We start from the raw sequence: 23419 nt of genomic DNA, 5'->3' as shown, positions 1-23419 counted from the left end.
AGACTAACATGTAGCCTGAAGACACCTGGAGGAGAGATAGTATGCGCAGTGATATGATAAAGAAGGGAATTGATCGCGCTCCCCACCGAAGCTTACTTTATGCGGCGGGAGTAAAAGCAAAAGACATGAACAAACCTTTCATTGGAGTTTGTAACTCCTATATTGATATTATCCCAGGTCATGTCCATTTAAACAAATTTGCTGAAGTGGTCAAAGAAGCTATCCGCGAAGCCGGAGGCGTACCTTTCGAATTTAATACAATTGGAGTAGATGACGGAATTGCAATGGGTCACATTGGTATGAGATATTCCCTGCCAAGCAGAGAGCTAATTGCCGATTCGGCTGAGACAGTTATTAATGCTCACTGGTTTGATGGAGTGTTCTTCATCCCTAACTGTGACAAGATAACTCCAGGAATGCTGATGGCAGCTGCTAGGACGAATGTCCCTTCTGTTTTCGTATCAGGAGGTCCGATGGAAGGCGGAAAAACAAAATCAGGAGAGCCGCTTTCCCTTGTATCCGTATTTGAAGGAGTAGGAGCTCACCACTCCGGGAAGATTTCAGCAGAACAGCTGAAGGAGATTGAAGAGAATGCTTGCCCGACATGTGGATCATGTTCAGGAATGTTCACAGCAAACTCTATGAATTCCTTGATGGAGATCCTGGGCGTTACACCGCCGGGAAATGCAACGATTGTCGCTACTTCAGATGAACGTCATAAATTAATCAAGCAAGCAGTTCAGCACTTAATGAACGCGATTGAGAACGACATTAAGCCTAGAGATATTATCACAGAAGAAGCCATTGATGATGCATTTGCACTTGATATGGCGATGGGCGGTTCGACGAACACGGTTCTTCACACACTTGCTATCGCTCATGAGGCAGAAGTTGAATACGATCTAAACCGTATCAATGAGGTAGCTAAAAGGGTTCCTTATTTAGCCAAGATCAGCCCGGCTTCTCCTTATACCATGCAAGATGTCCATGAAGCAGGCGGCGTAAGCGCGATTATTAATGAGCTTTGCAAAGTTGGAGCCTTAAGCAGGGATCGAATTACTGTGACCGGAAAATCCGTTTATGAAAACGTGCAAGATGCAGAGATCAAGAACGACCAGGTCATTCGCAGAAGTGATGATCCGTACAGCCCGGTTGGCGGCTTGTCCATCCTTTTCGGAAACCTTGCACCAGACGGAGGCGTCATTAAAGTCGGTGCTGTTGACCCATCCATTAAGACCTTCACTGGTGAAGCAATCGTGTTTGACTCACAGGATGCGGCACAGGAAGGCATCAATAATGGAACAGTCAAAGCGGGCCATGTAGTCGTCATTAGATATGAAGGACCTAAAGGCGGACCGGGAATGCCTGAAATGCTCGCTCCTACAGCGGCGATCGCAGGACGAGGACTTGATAAGGAAGTAGCTTTAATTACGGACGGAAGGTTCTCAGGAGCTTCCCGAGGCATCTCAATCGGCCATATCTCACCTGAAGCAGCTGAAGGCGGTCCAATCGCTTTTATTGAAAATGGGGACAAGATCACGATTGATTTAACTAACCGTACAATTGATGTTGATTTAACTGAAGAAGAATTTGCTTCAAGAAAAGCAGGCTGGGTACAGCCTGAACCAAAGATTAAAAAAGGTTACTTAGCAAGATACTCTAAGCTTGTTACATCAGCTAACACGGGCGGAGTAATGAAAATTTAATTATTAAAAGCGTAGACGAGGTAAAAGCTGTAAGGATCCGTATTCACAGAGAGCCGGCGGGGCTGAGAGCCGGTATACCCCTTATAGCGACATCCCCTCTGAGTGCCAGTCTGAACGGAAACAATTAGGAATGGCCGAGTAACACTTACTCGTTATCAAAACGAACAATCAACTGATTGTTCACGAGGTGGCATTTGTGAAAATGTCATGAACCAGGGTGGTACCGTGAAATGAGAAAGCTTTTTTCACCCCTGCGCTTATAGGAGAAGTAGGCGTGTGGGGTGAAAAAAGCTTTTCTTTTTGGATTTTATTTTTTGAAAAGCCCCATTACTCTTGCGATTTAGAAAACAACAATTTGGAGGGAAAGTGCATGAGCGCAAAAGTAAAAACAGAAGCCAAACCGTTGACTCTGTCCATCAGTGGAGCTGATCTCTTTATTGAAACGTTGAAAAACGAAGGAGTAGAAGTCATTTTCGGCTATCCAGGAGGAGCGGTTCTTCCGCTATACGATGCTCTCTATAAAAATCCAATTCGTCACATCCTAACGAGACATGAACAGGCCGCTATTCATGCAGCTGAAGGGTATGCAAGGGTATCAGGCAAGCCGGGAGTTGTTATTGCGACTTCAGGTCCTGGAGCAACGAATCTCGTTACAGGAATTACGGATGCAATGATGGACTCGCTTCCGCTCGTTGTCTTTACCGGACAAGTAGCTACGGGCGTCATTGGGACAGATGCATTCCAAGAGGCGGATGTAATTGGAATTACCATGCCAATCACAAAGCATAATTATCAGGTGCGAGATCTAAAGGATCTCCCAAGAATCGTCAAAGAAGCGTTTCACATTGCAACGACAGGTCGCCCGGGACCAGTGCTCATTGATATCCCTAAAGATATCGCGACGACTGTTTCCAAGCCTGAATTTACTGCAGAGGTTGATCTCCCTGGATACCAGCCGAACACGACGCCTAACGTACTGCAGGTGAAAAAATTGGCGGAGGCGATTGCCCAGGCAAAGAAACCGGTCATTCTAGCTGGTGCAGGAGTACTTCACGCACAAGCTTCTGAGGAGTTAGTTGCTCTTGCCGAACGGATGGATATTCCAGTTGTTAATACCCTTTTAGGGCTCGGCACGTTCCCGGCAAACCATTCTCTATTTTTAGGGATGGCCGGTATGCATGGGACGCATACGGCGAATAAGGCCCTGTATCATACCGATTTGCTTATCAATATCGGTGCTCGCTTCGATGACCGTCTAACAGGTAACCTGCAGCATTTTGCGCCAAATGCAACTGTTGCTCATATTGATATCGATCCGGCAGAGATTGGAAAGAACGTCGATACGCATATTCCAATTGTTGCGGATGCAAAAGCAGCGCTTCAAAGATTGCTTGAAATGGAACTTATTGTGCCTCAAGCAGATGAGTGGAGAGCTATGCTGCAACAGGATAAGAAAGACTTCCCTCTATGGCATACAGAAGGCGGAGAAGGCATCTCGCCGCAGCTATTAACCAAGATGATTCACGAGTTGACGGATGGAGAAGCAATCGTTACAACAGACGTTGGCCAGCATCAAATGTGGGCGGCTCAATACTATGGTTTCAGCCGGCCAAACCGCTGGATCACATCAGGCGGGCTGGGCACGATGGGCTTTGGCTTCCCGGCTGCAATTGGTGCACAGATTGCTCATCCAGATGAGACTGTTGTCTCCATTGTAGGTGATGCCGGCTTCCAAATGACGCTGCAGGAGCTAAGCTTAATTTCCGAGCTGAATCTGCCAGTCAAGATTATTATCTATAACAACCAGGCACTTGGAATGGTAAGACAGTGGCAGGAAAGCTTCTATGAAGAAAGATATTCACAATCATTGCTCCCGCATCAGCCTGATTTCATTCAGCTAGCTGCGGCTTACGGCATTGAAGGCTATTCTGTTAATACGGAAGAGGAAGCAGCAAAAGTGCTAAAGGAAACTCTTAACCATCGCAAGCCGGTCTTGATCAATTGTCAGATCAAACCAAAAGAGAAAGTGTGCCCAATGATTGCTCCAGGCAAAGGACTTCATGAAATGATTGGGGTGAGACCATGAAACGGATAGTAACGGTGACGGTACTTAACCAAAGTGGTGTACTAAATAGAATCACAGGGCTTTTCACAAGGAGACAATTTAATATTGAAAGCATTACGGTAGGTCCAACAGAGACCGAAGGCATTTCGAAAATCACAGTGATTGTTCATGTGGAGGATGACCGCACAGCTGAGCAGGTATTAAAACAGCTGAACAAGCAAGTTGACGTGCTGAAAGTGGCCGATATCACCGAGCAGGCTGTTGTCTCCAGAGAACTTGCATTAATCAAGGTTTTGACTACCCCGCAAACACGGGCGGAGATCAATGTGATTATCGAGCCATTCCGTGCCACTATTATTGATGTGGCAAAGGACAGTGTCACTATCCAGGTTGTCGGAAACTTCGAAAAAATCGAAGCGATGATTGACCTGCTTCGCCCATACGGAATTAAAGACATGGCCCGTACAGGCCAAACAGCCTTAAAAAGAGGTTCTCAAAAGCAAGTATTAGATGCTAAACCAACTACACTTTTAAACTATTAAAACAATTATTTTGGAGGATGATGAAAAATGGCAAAAGTATATTACAACGGAGATATCAACGAAGGCGTTTTAACAAACAAGAAAGTAGCAATCATCGGTTATGGCTCTCAAGGACATGCACATGCACAAAACTTACGTGACAGCGGAGTAGAAGTAATCATCGGTTTAAGACCAGGTAAGTCTTGGGATCAAGCAGTACAAGATGGATTCGATGTAAAGTCTGTTCGCGAAGCAAGTGCTGAAGCAGATCTAATCATGATCCTTCTTCCAGACGAGTACCAGACGGCTGTATATAAAAACGAAATTGAGCCTGAATTAACAGCAGAAAAGACATTAGCCTTCGCTCATGGCTTCAACGTTCACTTTAACCAAATCGTTCCGCCGGCAGAGGTTGATGTATTCCTAGCCGCCCCTAAGGGTCCAGGCCATTTAGTACGCCGTACATATGAAGAAGGTGCAGGCGTACCAGGACTAATCGCGATTTACCAAGATGTGACTGGTCAAGCGAAGGATATTGCACTTGCTTATGCAAAAGGAATTGGATCTGCTCGTGCAGGTGTATTGGAAACTACTTTCCAAGAGGAAACTGAAACAGACTTATTCGGTGAGCAAGCGGTTCTTTGCGGCGGCGTATCTGCTCTTGTGAAAGCTGGATTTGAAACATTAACTGAAGCTGGCTACCAGCCGGAAGTTGCATACTTCGAGTGCTTGCATGAACTTAAATTAATCGTTGACTTAATGTACGAGGGCGGATTAGAAGGAATGAGATATTCTATTTCCGACACAGCTCAGTGGGGTGATTTCGTGTCAGGCCCGCGTGTTGTCACAGCTGAAACAAAAGCACGTATGCAAGAAGTGCTAGAAGATATCCAAACTGGTAAATTTGCTAAAGGATGGCTGCTTGAAAACCAGCTGAACCGTCCGGAGTTCACAGCTATTAATGAAAGAGAAAAACAACATCCAATCGAAGTAGTAGGAAGAGAACTTCGTGAAATGATGCCATTCGTAAAAAAACAAACGAAAAAGGAAGTGTCTTCTGGTGCGAAAGGTTGAGATCTTTGACACAACGCTAAGAGATGGCGAGCAGTCGGCAGGTGTAAACTTAAACACGATTGAAAAGTTAGAGATCGCTAAACAGCTTGAGAGACTTGGGGTCGATGTCATTGAAGCGGGCTTTCCAGCCGCTTCAAGGGGCGACCTTGAAGCAGTGAAGCTGATTGCTAATACTGTTAAAAACAGCTCAGTGACTGGCCTTGCACGCTCCCATAAAAATGACATTGATGCAGCATGGGAAGCATTAAAAGGTGCAGAAGAACCACGTATCCACGTCTTCCTTGCTACATCTCCTATCCATCGTGAGTATAAGCTGAAAATGTCAAAGGATGAAGTAGTAGAAAGAGCTGTGCAAGCAGTTAAATATGCGAAGGAACGTTTTGCGAAGGTTCAATTCTCTGCCGAGGATGCTTGCCGTACTGAGCTTGATTTTCTGGCTCGCATAGCGGAAGCGGTCATTGATGCAGGGGCAACCGTCGTAAATATTCCTGATACAGTTGGCTATATTACACCAAAAGAAATTAAAGATATTTTCTCTTATTTAAAGAATAATGTACCAAACATCGACCGGGCGATTCTATCAGCTCACTGCCACGATGACTTAGGAATGGCTACGGCTAATTCTTTAGCAGCCATCGAGGGCGGTGCTGGCCAGGTAGAGGGAACAATTAATGGAATTGGCGAACGTGCCGGTAACGTAGCCCTTGAGGAAGTGGCTGTTGCGCTTCACATCCGCAATGATTTCTACCAGGCTTCAACAGGATTGAAGCTAGATGAAATTAAACGTACAAGCAGTCTTGTATCTAAATTAACAGGTATGATTGTTCCAGCAAATAAAGCGGTAATCGGTGACAATGCCTTTGCACATGAATCAGGCATTCACCAAGATGGCGTATTGAAAGAGAAGACAACCTATGAAATTATCACGCCAGAGCTGATCGGCTTGAAATCTAATAAACTTGTTCTTGGCAAGCACTCAGGCAGACATGCCTTCAAGAGCAAGGCATTAGACCTTGGATTTGAACTGTCTGAGGAGAAATTGAATGAAGCATTTAGCACATTCAAGGATTTAGCAGACAAGAAGAAAGAAATCACGGAGGAAGATCTTTTCTCCATTCTTGCTGATAAACAAACAGAAACAGTCGATGTTAGCCGTTATGAGTTAAACAGTGTGCAGGTTCAATACGGTACGGAGAATATTCCTACTGCCACTATTTCTGCTACATTGCCGAATGGTGACCAAGTAACAGAAGCGGCAACAGGATCTGGAAGCGTAGAAGCGATCTATAATACGATTGAGCGCCTAGTGAATGAACCAGTGACACTGCAAGACTACAAAATCAATTCAGTTAGTGCAGGGCGTGATGCATTAGCAGAAGTATACGTACGCATTAACCATAAAGAAATTGAAACGAGCGGACGTGGAACAGCTCAAGACGTTCTTGAAGCTTCTGCCCGCGCATACCTAAATGCGGTTAACCGAGTGTTGACATTAGAGGCACAGCAGAAGGAATTGCAAAAAGTACATCACATTTAATGTAACGGGGGAGTTAGCGTGAAAAAGAATATAGCAGTATTGCCTGGGGATGGAATTGGAAGAGAAATTGCGAAGGGAGCCGTAGCTGTTCTAGAAGCGGTTGGAAAGCGATTTGGCCATGAGTTTACATTTGAATATGCAAACATTGGCGGAGCAGCCATTGATGAATCGAATACACCGCTTCCTGAGCAAACACTAAGCCTTTGCCAACAAAGTGACGCAGTACTATTGGGAGCTGTCGGCGGTCCTAAATGGGATAGCCTTCCTTCCGACATTCGTCCAGAGCGTGGTCTTCTTGCTATTCGCAAAGAGCTCGGCTTATTCGCTAACCTTCGTCCGGTCGTTGGGTTCCAAAGCCTGCTGCATTCTTCTCCGCTTAAGCCTGAAATTGCAGAAGATGTGAACTTAATGATTATCCGCGAGCTTACTGGCGGATTGTATTTCGGCAAGCCAAGTGAGCGGCGCGGAGCTAATCAAGAGGTCGTAGTAGATACGTTGCAATATACAAGAGCAGAGATTGAACGTATCGTTGAAAAGGGCTTTGAATTTGCTTCCATTCGCAATAACAAGCTGACTTCCGTCGACAAAGCGAACGTTCTTGAATCAAGCCGAATGTGGCGTGAAGTGGTAAACGAAGTAGCAGAGCGCTACCCGCAGGTTGAAGTAGAGCATATGTATGTAGACGCGGCGGCGATGAAGTTGATCAGCAATCCAAAAGAATTTGATGTGATTGTTACTGAGAACCTATTTGGAGATATTCTGAGTGATGAAGCTTCAATCATTACAGGCTCCCTCGGCATGCTGCCTTCAGCAAGCCTGGCGGAAGATGGATTTGGCTTATATGAACCGGTCCATGGCTCAGCGCCAGATATTGCCGGTCAGAACAAAGCTAATCCGATGGCAATGATTCTGTCAGGAGCATTGATGCTGAAGTATTCCTTTAATTTAAAAGAAGAAGCAGAATTGATCGAACGAGCTGTACAGGAAACATTGAAAGCCGGTTACCAAACACCAGACCTTAAGTTAACAGAAGGCAAAGTGGTGGGAACGGACGAAATGATTGACTTAATTATTAAGCGAGTAGAAGAGGGAGCAACAGTATCTTCAGAAGCAGACGTATATATGTAATCGAAGATTTATCGTGATATATGAGAGGGTTCCGGTGTGCTTCGTTAGAGACCGGAACACCTCTTTTTTCAAAATAAGACAGTGAGGGGGGCTGTTGTATGGCACCTAAGACAATTATCGAAAAAATTTGGGAACAACATATAGTACATCAGGAAGAGGGGAAGCCCGATCTCTTATATATTGATCTTCATTTAGTGCATGAAGTGACATCGCCACAGGCTTTCGAAGGCTTGCGTATGAATAACCGTCGAGTGCGCCGTCCGGATTTAACGTATGCTACGATGGATCATAATGTGCCGACGGTAAACCGCAATGTCATCAATGACCCTATTTCAAAGACACAAATGTCAACACTTGAGCAAAACTGTAAGGAGTTCGGCATCGAGTTAGCAGATATTAACCACCCCGACCAAGGGATTGTTCACGTTATTGGACCAGAGTTAGGGTTAACTCAGCCAGGGAAAACCATTGTGTGTGGAGACAGTCACACATCTACACACGGCGCTTTCGGTGCTTTAGCATTTGGCATCGGTACGAGTGAGGTTGAGCATGTGCTTGCTACCCAAACATTATGGCAAACAAAGCCAAAGACTCTTCAAGTGAAGGTAACTGGAGAGCTTGGCTTTGGTGTAACTGCAAAGGATCTGATTTTAGCCGTCATCGCGAAATATGGTGTGAATGCCGGTACGGGCCATATTATTGAATATACAGGCGAAGCTATTCAAAATCTTTCTATGGAAGAGCGAATGACTGTCTGCAACATGTCCATTGAAGCAGGTGCTCGCGCTGGGTTAATCAGCCCAGACGAGAAGACAGTAGAGTATTTAAGAGGCCGCCGTTATGCACCTCAGGGAGAAGAGTTTGATAAGGCGGCAGCGTACTGGTTGTCTCTTGCCACTGATGAAGGTGCTGAGTATGATCGCACGCTTGAAATTAAAGGAGAAGAGATCGAGCCTCAGGTCACTTGGGGCACAAATCCTTCTATGGGAAGCGGCATTAGCGCTTCCGTACCAACTCCAAGTCAATTTGAACGTGAGGCAGACCGTGAGTCCGTAGCTCGTGCGTTGGAATATATGGGTCTTGAGGCTGGTACAAAACTTGAGGACATCGCGGTTGATTATGTATTTATTGGCTCTTGTACGAATTCTCGCCTAAGCGATCTGCGCGCTGCTGCCCAGGTAGCGAAGGGCCGGAAAGTGCAAGAAGGAGTAACTGCTATTGTCGTACCGGGCTCTCAAACAGTTAAGAAAGCAGCGGAAGAAGAGGGCCTAGATAAAGTCTTTACAGAAGCAGGTTTTGAGTGGCGCGAATCAGGCTGCAGCATGTGCTTAGCAATGAATGACGATATCGTTCCTTCAGGAAAGCGATGCGCATCTACTTCTAACCGTAACTTTGAAGGCCGCCAAGGAAATGGCTCAAAAACACACTTGGTCAGCCCGCAAATGGCCGCTGCCGCTGCGGTAACAGGGAAATTCACTGACGTACGCAAATTAGCAGAAGTTCATCAATAAGGGGGAAGTAGAATGGAAGCCATCAACAAGTTCAACGGAGTTGTCTGCCCTCTCAATCGTGCGAATATTGATACGGACCAAATCATCCCGAAACAGTTTTTAAAACGTATTGAACGGCAAGGCTTTGGCCAATATGTTTTTCATCATTGGCGCTTCGATGACGAAGGAAATAAAAGAGAAGATTTTATTATGAACCAGACACAGTATGAGAATGCGGAAATTTTAGTGGCAGGCGAAAACTTCGGCTGCGGCTCTTCTCGCGAGCATGCACCTTGGGCTTTGCTGGATTATGGTTTTAGAGTCGTGATCGCTCCGAGCTTTGCGGATATTTTTTACAATAACTGTGTGAAAAACGGCATTTTGGCGATCCGCCTGACAGAGGAAGAAGTAGAAGAACTTATGAAAAAAGCAGAAGAGCCTGGTTACCGTCTATTCGTTAATTTGAAGGACCAGGACGTTTTTGACCGAAAAGGGTTCGTAGCGGAATTTGATATTGACCCTTATTGGAAAGAAATGCTGTTAAACGGCTGGGACGAAATCGCTGTTACCTTAAACCTGGAAGATAATATTAAGAAATATGAAGAGAAAATCGCAGCAGGAAAGTAATTTACTCTGCGGGTCTGTTCAGAAAAGAGCTGCGGAGTTATTCGCGGCTCTTTTTTTGAAAAATTGGGTTTTCTGGAATGAACGGGAGGGAAAAAGGGAAGAGTGATATGGGACTGTCAGACAAAGAGGAGGTAAAGAACATGGAATACAGAATTGAACGGGATACAATTGGGGAAATGAAGGTACCGGCAGATAAATACTGGGGGGCACAGACACAGCGAAGCAGAGAAAATTTTCGCATCGGTCAGGAAAGAATGCCACTTGAAGTTACATATGCGTTTGCACAATTAAAGAAAGCGGCTGCTATTGCTAATACAGAGTTGGGCAAGCTGTCAGAAGAGAAGAAGGAAGCCATTGTTCAAGCTTGTGATGAAGTCATCGATGGAAAATGGGATGAGCATTTTCCGCTAGTTGTCTGGCAGACAGGAAGCGGTACGCAATCCAATATGAATATGAATGAAGTTGTCGCAAGAAGAGGGAATGAAATTGCTGAGAAGGAAAAGTGGATTCATCCAAATGATGATGTGAATATGTCGCAAAGCTCTAACGACACTTTCCCAACAGCTATGCATATTGCTGCGTACACAGCAGTTGAGAAGAACCTGAAGCCTGCACTTGCCCAGTTTAGAAATACACTAGAGCAAAAAGAAAAAGAATACATGGACTTAATTAAAATCGGACGCACTCATCTTCAAGATGCTACACCGCTCACATTGGGTCAGGAAATCTCAGGCTGGCGCAAGATGGTGGAGCGCAGCGTAGAGATGATTGAACAGTCTCAGGAATACCTTTTGAGCCTGGCTATCGGCGGCACAGCTGTAGGCACAGGCATTAACGCGGATCCTTCCTTCGGCGATAAAGTAGCGAAGCAGCTTGAAGTACAAACAGGCTATGCTTTCTACTCTTCCCCAAATAAGTTCCATGCGTTAACCAGTCATGATGAGATTGTTTATTTCCATGGAGCGCTCAAGGCGCTTGCTGCCGATATGATGAAAATTGCTAATGATGTGCGCTGGCTGGCAAGCGGTCCAAGAAGCGGTATTGGCGAGCTGTCCATCCCTGCAAACGAGCCGGGAAGCTCTATTATGCCCGGTAAAGTAAACCCGACGCAAAGTGAAGCTATGACGATGATTGCCTCTCAGGTGTTTGGCAATGATGCGACTGTCGGATTTGCAGCGAGCCAAGGGAACTTTGAACTGAATGTCTTTAAGCCGGTGATTATTTATAATGTGCTTCAATCGATTCGCTTACTCGGAGATGGCATCCGTTCATTTGATGAGAAGTGCGCGGCAGGCCTTGAAGCCAATCGTGATGTCATTAAACAGCTAATGGAGCGTTCTTTGATGCTGGTAACTGCTCTTAACCCGTACATTGGCTATGAAAAAGCGGCTGAAATTGCTAAGCTGGCCCATAAAGAAGGAAGTACTTTAAAAGAAGCAGCCATCAAGACAGGCTATTTAACCGAGGAGCAATATGACGAGTGGATTGATCCGGCTAAAATGGTTAACCTTCCCTAAATAATAAAGAGAGCCTCTGACAGAGTTGTCAGAGGCTCGTTCCACATTTATGAAGTTGTAAAAGTTATTTTTGGAAACCGTTCATTTGTTGTTGAGCCATTGCTACAAGACGCTTTGTGATTTCTCCACCTACAGAACCGTTAGAACGAGAAGTAGAATCTGCGCCAAGTTGTACACCAAATTCTGAAGCAATTTCGAATTTCATTTGATCAATTGCTTGTTGTGCACCTGGTACTAACAATTGGTTGCGGTTATTGCTGTTGCTGTTGTTGTTTGCCATGTTTTGTCATCTCCTGTTGTTTTTTATTTTTGGTTGGGCCGCTGGATTTGCACCAGTCCGCAATAGCTTGCGTCCAGACTATCTGGTTGGCCCATCAATGATATAGAGAAGTATTTGCTGTTTGTACTACTAGTATGTTTAGCTTGAAAAAGTTTATGCAATAATAAATAGTGGTAATTTATTCCTTATGCGTTTGCTTTATCGCGTGTTTTGTCTGGTTATGTGTTATACTAATGTACATAAAAACGAGTGCTTAAAAGAAGCGGCTGCATGATTTCTCTCTTCGGATGGCTGGTTCCTTTTCCTATGGTTTATAGATCAAAAACAACGGCTTCCAGTCAGCCTGGATATCTTGTTCAGCCGTCCTTATGAAGGGAAGCAGAGAGAATTCTCAGGAGAAAAATGAGGTGTCAACATAATGACAGAATACGACCGCAATGTAAAAAATCGTCTCAGTCGTATAGAAGGCCAGATTCGTGGTGTTCTTAAAATGATGGAGGAAGAAAAAAACTGTAAAGACGTAGTGACACAGCTGTCTGCTATACGCTCAGCTATCGACCGTTCTATTGGACTGGTCGTAGCTAAAAATTTAGAAGGCTGTATTCGTGAAGCCCACGAACAGGGCCAGAATGCAGAAGAATCCATCCAAGAAGCAGTAGATATGCTTGTACGAAGCAGATAAGCTGCCCTGTTAAACAGGGCAGCTTTTCATTTTGTTTATTGCTGATTAGGAGGTGTTTCATCCATAAAAGGGATGACCTCTTCGATATTAGCGGTAAGAGAATCCTCTCGCATATGCACAGATCCTCCGGACATTCCCTCATTGATCATTCGGTCGATATCTAAATACACCTGGTCTCTGCCTTCAAATTGTGTATCCGGCAGAAAGGGAAAATGTTCGTGTTTGTCTTTCAAGGCAAACCCCTCCTTACCATTTAATATGTTCAGGGAAAGAAGGAGTTATTCATAGCCCCCAAGTCTAGCTGTCATAAACATGAAAAAGCATCAGCTCGTGTATCTGCTGTTCGAGCTGCTCGCGTTCTTGAGGTATATCCGACAGCCATTCAATCGTTCCATCGCTGAAGTAGTTGCCCGTTAACCGCTGCTTGTGATAGTAGAAAGAAAACGACCAGCCAGGCAATTTTTGTTCTTTATAAAGCGGCTTATATTGAAAATGAAGCAGCATTTTGTCACCCCATTTTTATCGTAACATTCTCCTTAATACTGGACAATATTTGCTAATTTTTGCAGAATCCACTTATAATGAAAGAGCCGGATTAGCCGGCGATCACAGATGGAAGGTGAACAAAGAGATGGGTTTTATTGGATTGCTTATTTTTATGGCACTTATCGGAGCAGCCATCGGAGCAGTAACCAACGCTATTGCTATAAAGATGCTGTTTCGTCCTTATAATTCAATTTACATTGGTAAATGGAAGTTTCCGTTTACACCAGGTTTAATTCCAAAGAGAAGAGGAGAACTGGCCCAGCAGATCGGCCGCATCGTTGAAGAACATTTACTGACACCTGCCAGTTTGGAGAAAAAACTGCAAGAGCCTGTGTTCCGCCAAGAGGTAAAATCTATGCTTCAGCAGGAAGTAAAGCCGCTTTTGGCATCTGAAAAAACAGTATCGTCCCTTTTGGAAGACCTTCACTTTAGCCAGCCGGGCAAGCGTGCGGAAGAATGGGTCGAGAAGTGGATAGATGATAAATATGACCATATTAAAGGTTTCTATTTGCATCAAACAGTCCGCGAGTCACTCCCAGCTGAATGGCTAGATGCTTTAGAAGGCAAGGTGCCTGATGTTTCTTCTTACATTTTGCAAAAAAGCTCTGATTATTTTTCCAGCATGGAAGGAAAATGGCGCATTAAAAGAATGGCAGATGATTTCTTGTTCGAACGCGGCAAGCTGGGAAGCATGCTGCAAATGATTTTAGGAAACACATCGCTCGAGGACAAGATTCAACCTGAAATTTTAAAGTTTATAAATAATCCGGGTACAAAGGAATTGCTGGACAGTGTGCTTATGCAGGAGTGGGAAAAGCTGCTTGATCGGAAATGGGAAGATATCTTCGAGTATGTCCCAGAGGAACAGGCTTTAAGCAAATTAAAACAGTTTGTTCTGCACCAGTTAAATATCCCGGCATTGCTTGAGCGTCCGGTGGCTGATTTCCTTCAGCCGCTTGAAGGAAAAATTATTGATGAAATCATTCCGTCTGTTGTTGACCATGCGGGTGAAGCAGCGATTTCCCGCGTACCTGTAATCATGAAGAAGCTGGGAATTGGAGAAATTGTACGGAACCAGGTCGAGACGTTTTCGCTTCAGCGGCTGGAACAGATCGTACTGGATATTTCCCGCCGGGAGTTAAAGATGATCACTTTCCTGGGCGGCCTGCTTGGGGGAGGAATTGGTCTTGTACAGGCAGTAATTGTCCACTTCATCGGGTGAAATTCTCGTCAACGGCTGCATAGTCTGTTAAAGTGGAGTCATGACTATATTAGAGGAGGAAGAAGATGGCGACGAATTTATATGATCAAGCATACGAGTTAGAGAAAGGCTTGAGACAAAGCGAAGAATTTCATACTCTGAAAACTTTGTATGAGCAAGTGAATGCGAACGAAGAGGCTAACGGAATCTTCGCAAACTTCCGGGACATTCAAGTGAGACTGCAAGAAAAGCAAATGAGCGGACAGGAAATCACACAAGAGGAAGTACAGCAGGCTCAGAAAGCCGCTGCACTTGTCCAGCAGAATGAGCTGATTGCTAAGCTGATGGAAGCGGAACAAAGAATGAGTACAGTGATTGGCGACATTAACAAAATCATGATGAAGCCGCTTGAAGAAATTTACGGAACATCTGAACAAAACTGATCGCGTCTAGGCACAAGTAAAGAGAAATGCACGCAGACAGCTTCAAACAAATAGTTTGGAGCTGTTTTTTTGTTCAGCAAAAAAGGAACGTTGTTCTAAAGCTTGTTCCCTCTTCATACTGTTTAAAAAGAACGGACAACAAGAAGGAGGAACATGCTATGGCCTATAAATTGTTAGCAATTAATATAGATGCTCTCCAGTGGCAAAACCGGGGGCGTGTGATGAAGTCCACAAAAGAAGCTATTCGGTATGTGCACAAAAAGCAAGTGGCTATTTGCTTCTATTCAAATCGTGAGCTGGCGCTTGTCAAAAAAGCAGCGAAATCACTTCATCCGCAAAGCTGCTTAATTGCTCACGGTGGTGCGTATGTTTCTTCAGAGTCAGATAAACCAGTCTTTATTCAGCGGATTAATGAAGATGTCGCTTACGAGATTGTGCAGTTTCTAGAATCCTTTGATTGCCGCCTGACTTTATCAAATGAGAACTTTTCTGTGAGCAATCGAGGAAGGCTTCCAAAGACACTCGTTAAGCGAAACGTGTGGCAGCGCACACAAAGATTCCTCTATTCTCAATATTTTGTTGACTCCTTAGCTGAACATTTATTTGAGGAGCGCATTTCTCCTTTATCTATGCAGGTTACTTTCTTCCGTCCGTCAGAAAGAGAAGAAGCTGTGCAAGCTTTAAATAACATGTTCCACGAGCTTTCTTTCACAAAGAAGGGCAGGGATGAGGTCGTCATTAGTGCTTCTAATGTATCCAAATGGAACAGTATTCTTTATTTAGCTGATCGAATGGACATTCATCGCTCTGAAATAGCAGTCATCGGCGCAAATGAAGACGATGAACAGGCTGTAAGAGAGGCAGGTATAGGCATCGCTATGGGAGATGCACCATTGAATATTAAGAAGGCGGCCAACTGGGTAACAAGGAAGAAAGAAGAAGGCGGCGTCCATTATGTGATTAAAGAGCTGTTCAGAAAGCAAAGGCGGGTAGAAACGGAAGAGGTGAATAAGTTCGAATAAAGAGGGCGGCTAATTTAGCCGCTTTTTTTATTCTTGACCGTCAGGCTGCTGTTTCAGTATGCTAAGGAAAGCAACTAGTAGGAAGGTGAATGAGCGTGTTAATTTATATAAAAGGATTACAAGATGACCGGTTTGCCCGTCCATTGCAGCTGATTGCCAACTTGTTTTTCGAAGAAACGGAAGTGTGCATGGAGGAAAATGAGCAGAGCGATTTGACGATAGATATTCGTTTAAAGGAAGAGAGCGGCCAAGCTCATGCGATGGCCGTATTGACAGCCAAGCCATCTGACAAGGAATATACAGCGAGCTATACGAAGAAGCTCACAGCTGATGGGGATAAAGAGCGGTTAAAGCAAATGAAAATGGTCGCTTCTCACGTCTTCTTAAGTGTTTTGCAGGAATATACGAGTATCACACAAAAATGGGGGATCTTAACGGGAATGCGGCCCACGAAGCTGTTCCATAAGCATCGTCAGGCTGGTTTGACGACGGAGGAAGTACGCCAAAAGCTTCAAAGTGAGTATATGATTACAGAAGAAAAAATCGACTTGATGGAGAAGATTCTCGAGCGCCAGCTGACAATGGTGCCAGATTTATATGATGTAAAGGATGAAGTGAGTATTTATATCGGCATTCCTTTCTGTCCGACGAAGTGCGCTTACTGTACCTTCCCCGCTTACGCCATTCAAGGAAAGCAAGGAAGAGTGGCGTCTTTCTTGAGCGGCCTGCATTATGAGATGGAGCAGATTGGCCGCTGGCTGCAGGAGAAAGGCGTGAAAATTACAACTGTCTATTACGGTGGTGGAACGCCGACTGCTATTACAGCGGAAGAAATGGACGAGCTGTATGCTTTGATGTACGAAGTATTTCCGGATGTCGAAAATATTCGGGAAATTACTGTAGAAGCAGGACGTCCGGACACCATTACGCCTGAGAAGCTGTCGATTTTGAAGAAGTGGAATATTGACCGAATCAGCATCAACCCTCAATCCTATACACAGGAGACACTAAAGGCGATCGGCCGTCATCATACAGTAGAAGAAACGATTGAAAAGTATCATATGGCTAAGCAGAGCGGTATGAATAATATTAATATGGATTTAATTATCGGACTGCCTGGAGAAGGGACAGAAGAGTTTGCACACTCTCTGGATGAGACAGAGAAGCTGATGCCGGAATCATTAACCGTCCACACGTTATCCTTTAAGCGCGCTTCAGAAATGACGCTTAATAAAGAGAAGTATCAAGTAGCAGACCGTAAAGAAGTGGAGAAAATGATGAATATGGCTGAAGAGTGGACAAGTGATCATGGGTACGTTCCGTATTACTTATATCGTCAGAAGAACATTCTCGGCAACCTGGAGAACGTTGGTTACTCAAAGCCGGGCCAGGAGAGCATCTATAATATTATGATCATGGAAGAGGTCCAAACGATTATTGGCATTGGCTGTGGAGCCGCAAGTAAATTTATCGATCGCCATACAGGCAAAATCGAACATTTCTCCAATCCGAAGGACCCCAAAACGTATAATGAGCGGTTCGTCGAGTACACGGAGAAGAAACTTAACAAACTGAACGAGCTGTTCTCGGATCTTCCTGTCCGCTAACATACACGACTGACTCATAAAAAGACCAGCTAATTAAGGCATGTAGTTCAGGTAATGCGAAGAAAATATTCAAGAAACAAGTAAAGTAACATACTAAAATACAGTGTGTTTAACACCATAACTAGTCGTATAAATAACAAAACGGAACGCTTGGGTCTAATATCCAAGCGTTCCGCTTTATTATCATTGTCTAATCAAAGCCCCACTTACTTAGTAACCAAGGTTCTTCTCTGCATATTCTTTTTTCATTCTCTTTATGCACTGAGTAAAGAGATAGATAAAGCTAAGAATTATTAATATAGAAGCCCAAAGCATCCAATCAATCTTCGGCAGCATAAAATATGCCTTAAAAATAACATTACTTCCAAAAATCATTAAGGATAAAGCAAGTAAAAAATAAAATTGAACAAATTTGCTGTAATGTATGAGTCCTACATTCCACCATTTTTTTCGGTTTTTCATATACTTTTACCTCGGCTAAATATAAAGTTATAAATTTTGTTATTGTATAAGCCTGCTCGTTAGTTTAGACAATCCTTCACAAGCTCTACATATACTTTAACATAAAATTATAATTACCTACTTGGTATACAAAAATCAATATAGTAAAAACATGATCGGCAACATAATAATTAGCACTTTGACAATGGCTGTTGTCATTTGTTGTTTTGGTTGTAATTTTGTATGTTATTAGTTAATAATCGTTCATATATGAACGAAAAATAAGAGACCAAATCATATGCGATTTGGTCTGCTAATGAGCATGCTATAGCGTATGTTTCTCCACGGAAACGGAGCTGCTTATAATTAAGGCCGGTTTTTTTGATCTATTCTCTTGGGTACAGCCCTTTTGCTGTCATCTCATTAATAATCTCTTCGATTTCTTCAACAGAATGGCCGAGGATTAAGCCGACTACTTTAGATACTTTTTTATCATCTGGAAAATAGCTCGCATCTAATAAGCTTAACGGCACGAATTGCTTCGCATCTATATAGCTTTTAACAGTAGGCAGTACACAGTTAAAATCACCCGTCCACTCTAGATTGCAAAGCCGGACGACTGACGTTCCATATTTTCTCCTTACGGCAGGGTACAGCAATAGCCCGCATGTGGAAGCGTTAAATCGCACGTTAAGGTCGATAAAATAGTACTGATTGCCACGGATAAGTACATCAAAGCCAGCAGCGCCTACATACCCTTTGTCGGCGGCCTTTTTCATGATCCAGTAGCCGGTTTCTACGATGCTTGCCATAAACTCCTCTGCTTCCGAACTGATCCAGCTTCCGCGGAAGCAGCCGTCTTTATTCACGAGTTGTTCAGACTGACCTAAAAATTTAATGTCGCCCTTTTGGTTAACTGTGTAATGAACTGACATGTTGCGGTCGTGGGAAATAAACTCTTCCACAATAAGATTAGACAAATCACAGAAAGAGTCATCAAGCTCATACAGCTGTTCTTTCTTTTCCACGAACAGCACACCGCTGCCCCCTGAAGTGGGGCGACCGTCTCCTGACTTCAATACAAAAGGGAAGGAAGGCATTTTCTGTAAAAGCTGCTGAAGACTCATTGTTCTTCTACCGGGAACATTTTCAGGAGGAACAAGCTCAGGAATGCTCTGCTTATCACATAGATAGGCGTGCATTTCCGGTTTCACCCAGTACAGGTCTGGTGAAACCTTGTCATCCGGATGAGGATATTGGAAGATTACCTGTTTTTGCTGCTGCTGCAGCTGGTGAAGGATCTGGATGTATTCTTCATCTGTCCGGTACGTATAAAGCACAGAAGGAGTATGTAATCCAGCCTTATGCAGAAGCTGCAGTGCTGCTTCTGTTGCTGCTCCCTCGTGGCAGATGACAGGCGCATTGCCTGCTACGCATAGCTCTCTTCCCGTCAGTGCTTCCAGGCTGAGCACATCACCGGCAAAATGCTCGTAATCCTGAGCGTATAGCTTAGGCGAGTAAATATACTCTGACCCATATATTTCTTGAATGGTCTGTGACGGGCGGATAGATATACCCCGCTGTTCTTTTAAAAGAGCCATTTCTTCCATGAAAATTCCTCCCAAATATCTTCTTTTTTCTTAGTACTTGTCCCGATATAGGCCCTTTGCATGCTAAGAAGTGGAGAAATATAGTGAGCAAGGGACGCACATGCTTTAACGAAGTTCATAGCAATCTATTTATACACAGTTCTATAACGTTTTAAGCCATTAAAATAGTAAATTTTTTGAAAAAAATATCCTTTTGAAAAAACACCTAAAAAAAGTAGAGAGGGCCCTACACAATAGGGCCTCTCTGCTCACACATGAAAAAGAACAAGCTTGCCGAGTGGAGAAGCGCAACGATATGTATAATCTTCATAAGCATAATGGTGAAGGAGTTCCATCCCTTTATCCTTTGCCTCCTGGTCATTTTGAGCTTCAAATGATTCGTCTAAAAGCTTTTCGCCGTTCTTTTCAAACACTGTCAGCTTATATACCATTCCTCTGCCTCCTTATATTGTTTTTACTATTGTAACTCAGTTTGCAATTTTCTGAAATATTTAAGCGGTGTTTAAGAGGATTTTTTTCATCTTTAGTTAAAGGGAAGAATTACAAGTCTATACTTTTGAACAATCACAAAAGCATTTAAAGTACTGTACCACCATTCTTGTAAAGCTGCTGTAAAATAATAGACAAAAAAATTTTAGTTTATTACTTATTGGGTATATAGGAAATATATTGAAAATATGTATTTATGCAAACGATCAAGCCATATACATACTATTCATTTACTTCCTAGTTCATTCCATACATACAGATTGGGAATGATAGGGGATATTCAGCCCTTGCAGATTACTATAAGATAATGCATATATCTTATTCGGTTTTCTAAGGGGGTATTTTCTTATAAACGATAAAGAGGGGTGTGTTCGCCTATGAATGTATCTACAGGAATAGCTGGGCTAGATAAAATCTTAGACGGGGGAATGCCAAAAGGGACTGCTGTTATCTTAGAAGGTCCGCCTGGTACTGGAAAAACAACCATCGGTATTCAGTTTTTATATGAAGGAATTATTCGCGATAATGAAACAGGCATCTTCATCACGTTTGAAGAGTTCCCTGATCAAATATATAAAGATATGAAATCCTTTGGCTGGGATTTAAGGGATCTTGAAAGAAAAAATAAGCTTAGAATTATCGGGTTATCTCCTGATATTTTAGTAGAACAAATGATGATGCCAGATGGCTTGTTTGAGCAGACGGTGAAGGAGCTGGATTGTAAGCGGCTTGTCATTGACAGCATTAGTCTTTTTCGTTATTTAGATGGAGAAGAAGAGGGAAAAAACGCCAAAAGTTTTTTACAATCCGGAATATTATACGGAAGTTTGGTCTTACTTCACTGCTAATTCAAGAAATGTCATATCTAGAGCGGGGGCATATTCCTTTTGAACATTTTGTTGTTGACGGAGTGATCCGCTTATTTTTAAGAGAGCAAAAGCAGACTTTTAGAAAAAGAACTTTGGAAGTAACAAAAATGAGGGGCACCAGAATCATGGAAGGCGAACATATTTTTGATATTTCAGATGATGGAATTTACGTTCTGCCTGCCGCTCAAACGGTGAAAGATCAGTACTTAAGTGACCGGGAAGAAAAGGTGAAAACCGGCATCTCTAAGCTTGATCACGTCTTGGGAGGCGGGATGACAAGGGGTGCTGTGTATGTGCTGGATACCGGCAGCAAAACGAACTTTAGAGAAGTCATCGGAGCGATTTATGAGGAGCGGGTAAAGGCGGGAGATGGTATTTTAAGCCTCCTTTCCGGCTCTCAAACTATCCACGAACTAAGGTCTCTTGTGAGTTTTTTTGGTACTGAACTCGATCAATTAAAAGAACAAAAAAAGCTCTATTTTATTGAACATTATGACCGGCCCCTGCCAACAGGGTGGGAGGACGCTGTGTTTCGGGTTTGGAATATGACCAATGAAGAATATGAGGGGTTTTTAAGAAACCAATGCTTCTCTATGCTAAAAGACAGTAAAAGCAAGGGAACTAACTGGTTTGCCAGTTATGACTTGAATACGGTCATTAATGAAAGAGGAACGGACTATGTATTAACATCCTTTGCAAAGGAGGCGGCTGTTTTAAGGTCGATAGGAGTGACGGTCTTAGTATTATGCAATTTTAAAGAAGTTGGTGAGCAGGTTGCCTCCTTTTTAGAACGTATATCCAACGGGGTGATTCAAACATGGGTTGATGGCTCCTATCAGTATTTACAAGTGACCAAGTCTCCAGATGGACAGATTTCACAGCCTTATTTGCTGGAAAGCATTGAGGAGAAACCATATATCCGTTTAGTGTAAAGGAGGGACGTATCATGGCAAATAAAGAGTCACTGGCTCTTGAACTAGAATGCACGATGTTATTTGAGGCCAATCCTTATTTAATTGAGACCGCTAGAGGGCTGGAAAGCAGACTCGGAAGGAAGAGTGAGGACCTGGAGCCGGTTTTAGAGCTTTTAGTTAAACAAGGCATTCTTCAAAAGATAGGCGCTGGGCCGTCTGCCGTTTTCCGCTACCAGGAACCAACCACCCATAGTGAGTTTGATTTCACAAGCGAGCTGGAGCCGATATGAATACACCATTAGAGCTCACGGCTGAATTACAGGAAGTCTACGCCAATCAATACGGGTGGACCGTGTTTATAACTGACAAAAATGGAGAGCTCATTCTTCCGCCAAAGGGGGAAAACCTCCTTTGCAACCGGATGCTTGATGAACTGTTGGATCAAATAAAGGAGAGCGTAAAGAGTAAGTGGAAGATTTCTACGCCTCTCCTTTACGATTTTTTTCCGGGGATCTATATAGGCGCAGCCCCACTAAATGTCGGTTCAACATGGTTACTGTGGACGGGGGCCATGGTAGATAAAGAGCAGGGTTTATCTGTAAAAAAACAGCTTTCTCTCATCAGCGAAGAGGATCCAGAGCCCATCCTCAAGCAGGCACCCGCTTTAACTCAGGAAAACAAAAAGCAATGGCTGCTTAAAACAAAGAAGCTGGCTGAGCTGATATCATTATGTATAAAAGAGAGTGAAGATTTTGATTCTAACGAACGAATAGAGTATTTTCGAAAAGCGATTCAAATGAACAGGGAAGAATGTTTCCAGCTTTTATCAAGGATTTTAGATAGCAGCTATGAGGTTGATTTCTTTGGAATAGCAGAAGCTCAGTCGGAGGATGTCTATGACATTACGGCGATGATTGGAGAAGACACAGAACTTTTCCGGGGCACGAGGTTTTCTCTAGGGGAAGGGTTCCTTGGCCGTGCTCTTCTAACGGGGGAGGACACGTACTGGGAGGACATAGGCCAGGACCCTAAGGCCTCCTTCTTTCAATCGTCGGGAATACAGCCCAAATCCTTATTCTGTTTTCCCTTTAAATTACGGGATGGTTCCTTTAATCTCTTTTTTGGCGGCAGCCGTTCATCTGAAGTGCTCTCTCAAAAGGAAAGGGAAGTAGCTAAAGAGACAGCCGTCCTTACGGAAGTGGCTCTCCTGACTCAATCGCTGCAATCAGAGAACACACAACAGCTAAACTATTTATCATCTTTAGCGGATATCTGCAAGCTCATGGCCTCCGTTCCCGAATACAAAAAAATCACTTATATCCTGGTCGATATAAGTATGAATTTAGTAAAAGGCCCTTTTTCCTGTGTGTTTGTACAAAGTCCTGAAAGTAAAAAAATACAAATGATTTCCCGAGGGAATGTAAAGGGGGAAGTGGAGAATTATTTAAAAGAAGCCGCTAGGCGCTGCTTTTCTTCTTCAGCTCTTATAGAAAAAGCAGAGCCGAGGCTTAATGAGGATACAGGAGTCCAGCCGGTTATCGAATGTCCCTTATTATTTAAGGCTGTTTTCGTATAGATTGTTGCTTTCTTGACCAAACTTGTAGAAGGCTTGTATAATAGGGTTTAGGAGGCGTTCAGTATGTGGAAAGA

The 23419-nt window shown here is 43.6% G+C and carries 23 protein-coding genes and 1 pseudogene; 19 read left to right on the top strand and 5 right to left on the bottom strand.

The features are described 5' to 3' along the window. The first annotated feature begins 41 nt into the window (after nt 1-41). From ilvD to fumC, 9 genes are all read left to right on the top strand, one after another. The gene (ilvD, locus tag QY97_RS11395; RefSeq protein ID WP_039233538.1) at nt 42-1706 is read left to right on the top strand and encodes a dihydroxy-acid dehydratase; all 1665 of its coding nucleotides are present in this window, start codon (nt 42-44) and stop codon (nt 1704-1706) included. Between the two features lie 370 nt (nt 1707-2076). Next, entirely contained in the window at nt 2077-3792 is a 1716-nt protein-coding gene (gene ilvB / locus QY97_RS11390) for an acetolactate synthase large subunit (RefSeq protein ID WP_039233598.1), read from the top strand. Continuing rightward, nucleotides 3789-4313, top strand: coding sequence for an acetolactate synthase small subunit (gene ilvN / locus QY97_RS11385; RefSeq protein WP_039233536.1), 525 nt, complete (start codon nt 3789-3791; stop codon nt 4311-4313). The genes ilvB and ilvN overlap by 4 nt, the downstream gene beginning before the upstream one ends. Before the next feature lie 27 nt (nt 4314-4340). Further along, the gene (gene ilvC, locus QY97_RS11380) at nt 4341-5366 is read left to right on the top strand and encodes a ketol-acid reductoisomerase (protein ID WP_039233535.1); all 1026 of its coding nucleotides are present in this window, start codon (nt 4341-4343) and stop codon (nt 5364-5366) included. Next, nucleotides 5353-6903: a 2-isopropylmalate synthase gene (locus QY97_RS11375; protein ID WP_039233534.1), complete on the top strand. Its 1551-nt coding sequence runs from the start codon at nt 5353-5355 to the stop codon at nt 6901-6903. The genes ilvC and QY97_RS11375 overlap by 14 nt, the downstream gene beginning before the upstream one ends. Nucleotides 6904-6921: 18 nt before the next feature. Beyond that, nucleotides 6922-8031: a 3-isopropylmalate dehydrogenase gene (gene leuB / locus QY97_RS11370; RefSeq protein WP_039233533.1), complete on the top strand. Its 1110-nt coding sequence runs from the start codon at nt 6922-6924 to the stop codon at nt 8029-8031. 98 nt (nt 8032-8129) lie between these two features. Beyond that, nucleotides 8130-9542 carry a 3-isopropylmalate dehydratase large subunit gene (gene leuC, locus QY97_RS11365; protein ID WP_039233532.1) on the top strand — a complete coding sequence of 471 codons (1413 nt, stop codon included), beginning with the start codon at nt 8130-8132 and terminating at the stop codon, nt 9540-9542. 12 nt (nt 9543-9554) lie between these two features. Further along, on the top strand, nt 9555-10148 hold the full coding sequence (gene leuD / locus QY97_RS11360; protein ID WP_039233530.1) for a 3-isopropylmalate dehydratase small subunit: 594 nt from the start codon (nt 9555-9557) through the stop codon (nt 10146-10148). A gap of 140 nt (nt 10149-10288) precedes the next feature. Next, the gene (fumC, locus tag QY97_RS11355; RefSeq protein ID WP_039233528.1) at nt 10289-11665 is read left to right on the top strand and encodes a class II fumarate hydratase; all 1377 of its coding nucleotides are present in this window, start codon (nt 10289-10291) and stop codon (nt 11663-11665) included. Between the two features lie 64 nt (nt 11666-11729). On the opposite strand, the gene QY97_RS11350 is transcribed toward fumC, so the two are convergent. Continuing rightward, nucleotides 11730-11945, bottom strand: coding sequence for an alpha/beta-type small acid-soluble spore protein (locus tag QY97_RS11350; RefSeq protein WP_039233526.1), 216 nt, complete (start codon nt 11943-11945; stop codon nt 11730-11732). 418 nt (nt 11946-12363) lie between these two features. Here QY97_RS11350 and QY97_RS11345 point away from each other — a divergent pair, with 418 nt between their 5' ends. Next, nucleotides 12364-12627: a metal-sensitive transcriptional regulator gene (locus QY97_RS11345; protein ID WP_039233524.1), complete on the top strand. Its 264-nt coding sequence runs from the start codon at nt 12364-12366 to the stop codon at nt 12625-12627. 35 nt (nt 12628-12662) lie between these two features. Here QY97_RS11345 and QY97_RS11340 read toward each other — a convergent pair whose 3' ends face one another. Both QY97_RS11340 and QY97_RS11335 read right to left on the bottom strand, forming a co-directional pair. After that, a complete protein-coding gene (locus tag QY97_RS11340; protein WP_039233521.1) occupies nt 12663-12860 on the bottom strand; it encodes a hypothetical protein in 198 nt (65 codons plus the stop codon). 64 nt (nt 12861-12924) lie between these two features. After that, nucleotides 12925-13131: a YheE family protein gene (locus tag QY97_RS11335; protein ID WP_039233519.1), complete on the bottom strand. Its 207-nt coding sequence runs from the start codon at nt 13129-13131 to the stop codon at nt 12925-12927. Nucleotides 13132-13258: 127 nt separating this feature from the next. Here QY97_RS11335 and QY97_RS11330 point away from each other — a divergent pair, with 127 nt between their 5' ends. From QY97_RS11330 to QY97_RS11315, 4 genes are all read left to right on the top strand, one after another. Beyond that, nucleotides 13259-14395, top strand: a complete 1137-nt coding sequence (locus QY97_RS11330; RefSeq protein WP_039233518.1) for a DUF445 domain-containing protein — start codon at nt 13259-13261, stop codon at nt 14393-14395. A 65-nt stretch (nt 14396-14460) separates the two neighbouring features. Continuing rightward, complete coding sequence (locus tag QY97_RS11325) at nt 14461-14817, top strand: YlbF family regulator (protein WP_039233516.1); 357 nt, start codon at nt 14461-14463, stop codon at nt 14815-14817. A gap of 158 nt (nt 14818-14975) precedes the next feature. Next, entirely contained in the window at nt 14976-15839 is an 864-nt protein-coding gene (locus QY97_RS11320; RefSeq protein ID WP_039233514.1) for an HAD hydrolase family protein, read from the top strand. A 95-nt stretch (nt 15840-15934) separates the two neighbouring features. Continuing rightward, a complete protein-coding gene (locus QY97_RS11315; RefSeq protein WP_039233596.1) occupies nt 15935-17446 on the top strand; it encodes a coproporphyrinogen III oxidase in 1512 nt (503 codons plus the stop codon). 827 nt (nt 17447-18273) lie between these two features. Here QY97_RS11315 and QY97_RS11305 read toward each other — a convergent pair. Together QY97_RS11305 and QY97_RS11300 are read right to left on the bottom strand one after the other, a co-directional pair. Then, nucleotides 18274-19497, bottom strand: coding sequence for an ATP-grasp domain-containing protein (locus tag QY97_RS11305; RefSeq protein WP_039233510.1), 1224 nt, complete (start codon nt 19495-19497; stop codon nt 18274-18276). A 248-nt stretch (nt 19498-19745) separates the two neighbouring features. Then, nucleotides 19746-19928: a YhzD family protein gene (locus QY97_RS11300; RefSeq protein WP_039233508.1), complete on the bottom strand. Its 183-nt coding sequence runs from the start codon at nt 19926-19928 to the stop codon at nt 19746-19748. Nucleotides 19929-20363: 435 nt separating this feature from the next. On the opposite strand from QY97_RS11300, the gene QY97_RS20845 reads away from it, so the two are divergent. The 5 genes and pseudogenes from QY97_RS20845 (at nt 20364) to QY97_RS11285 (ending at nt 23345) form a co-directional block, all read left to right on the top strand. Then, a complete protein-coding gene (locus QY97_RS20845; protein WP_232506278.1) occupies nt 20364-20834 on the top strand; it encodes an RAD55 family ATPase in 471 nt (156 codons plus the stop codon). Beyond that, nucleotides 20792-20977: pseudogene (locus tag QY97_RS21080) on the top strand (ATPase domain-containing protein); the annotation flags it as partial. The gene QY97_RS20845 and the pseudogene QY97_RS21080, both read left to right, overlap by 43 nt. 3 nt (nt 20978-20980) lie before the next feature. Further along, nucleotides 20981-21787 carry a hypothetical protein gene (locus QY97_RS11295; protein ID WP_315849915.1) on the top strand — a complete coding sequence of 269 codons (807 nt, stop codon included), beginning with the start codon at nt 20981-20983 and terminating at the stop codon, nt 21785-21787. A gap of 14 nt (nt 21788-21801) precedes the next feature. Next, complete coding sequence (locus QY97_RS11290; RefSeq protein ID WP_039233506.1) at nt 21802-22059, top strand: hypothetical protein; 258 nt, start codon at nt 21802-21804, stop codon at nt 22057-22059. Beyond that, the gene (locus tag QY97_RS11285) at nt 22056-23345 is read left to right on the top strand and encodes a GAF domain-containing protein (RefSeq protein WP_039233504.1); all 1290 of its coding nucleotides are present in this window, start codon (nt 22056-22058) and stop codon (nt 23343-23345) included. The genes QY97_RS11290 and QY97_RS11285 overlap by 4 nt, the downstream gene beginning before the upstream one ends. Nucleotides 23346-23419: the final 74 nt, after the last annotated feature.

This window comes from Bacillus thermotolerans, from assembly GCF_000812025.2.
Lineage (GTDB): Bacteria > Bacillota > Bacilli > Bacillales > Domibacillaceae > Quasibacillus > Quasibacillus thermotolerans.
This window is presented reverse-complemented; position numbering and strand designations above follow the sequence as displayed.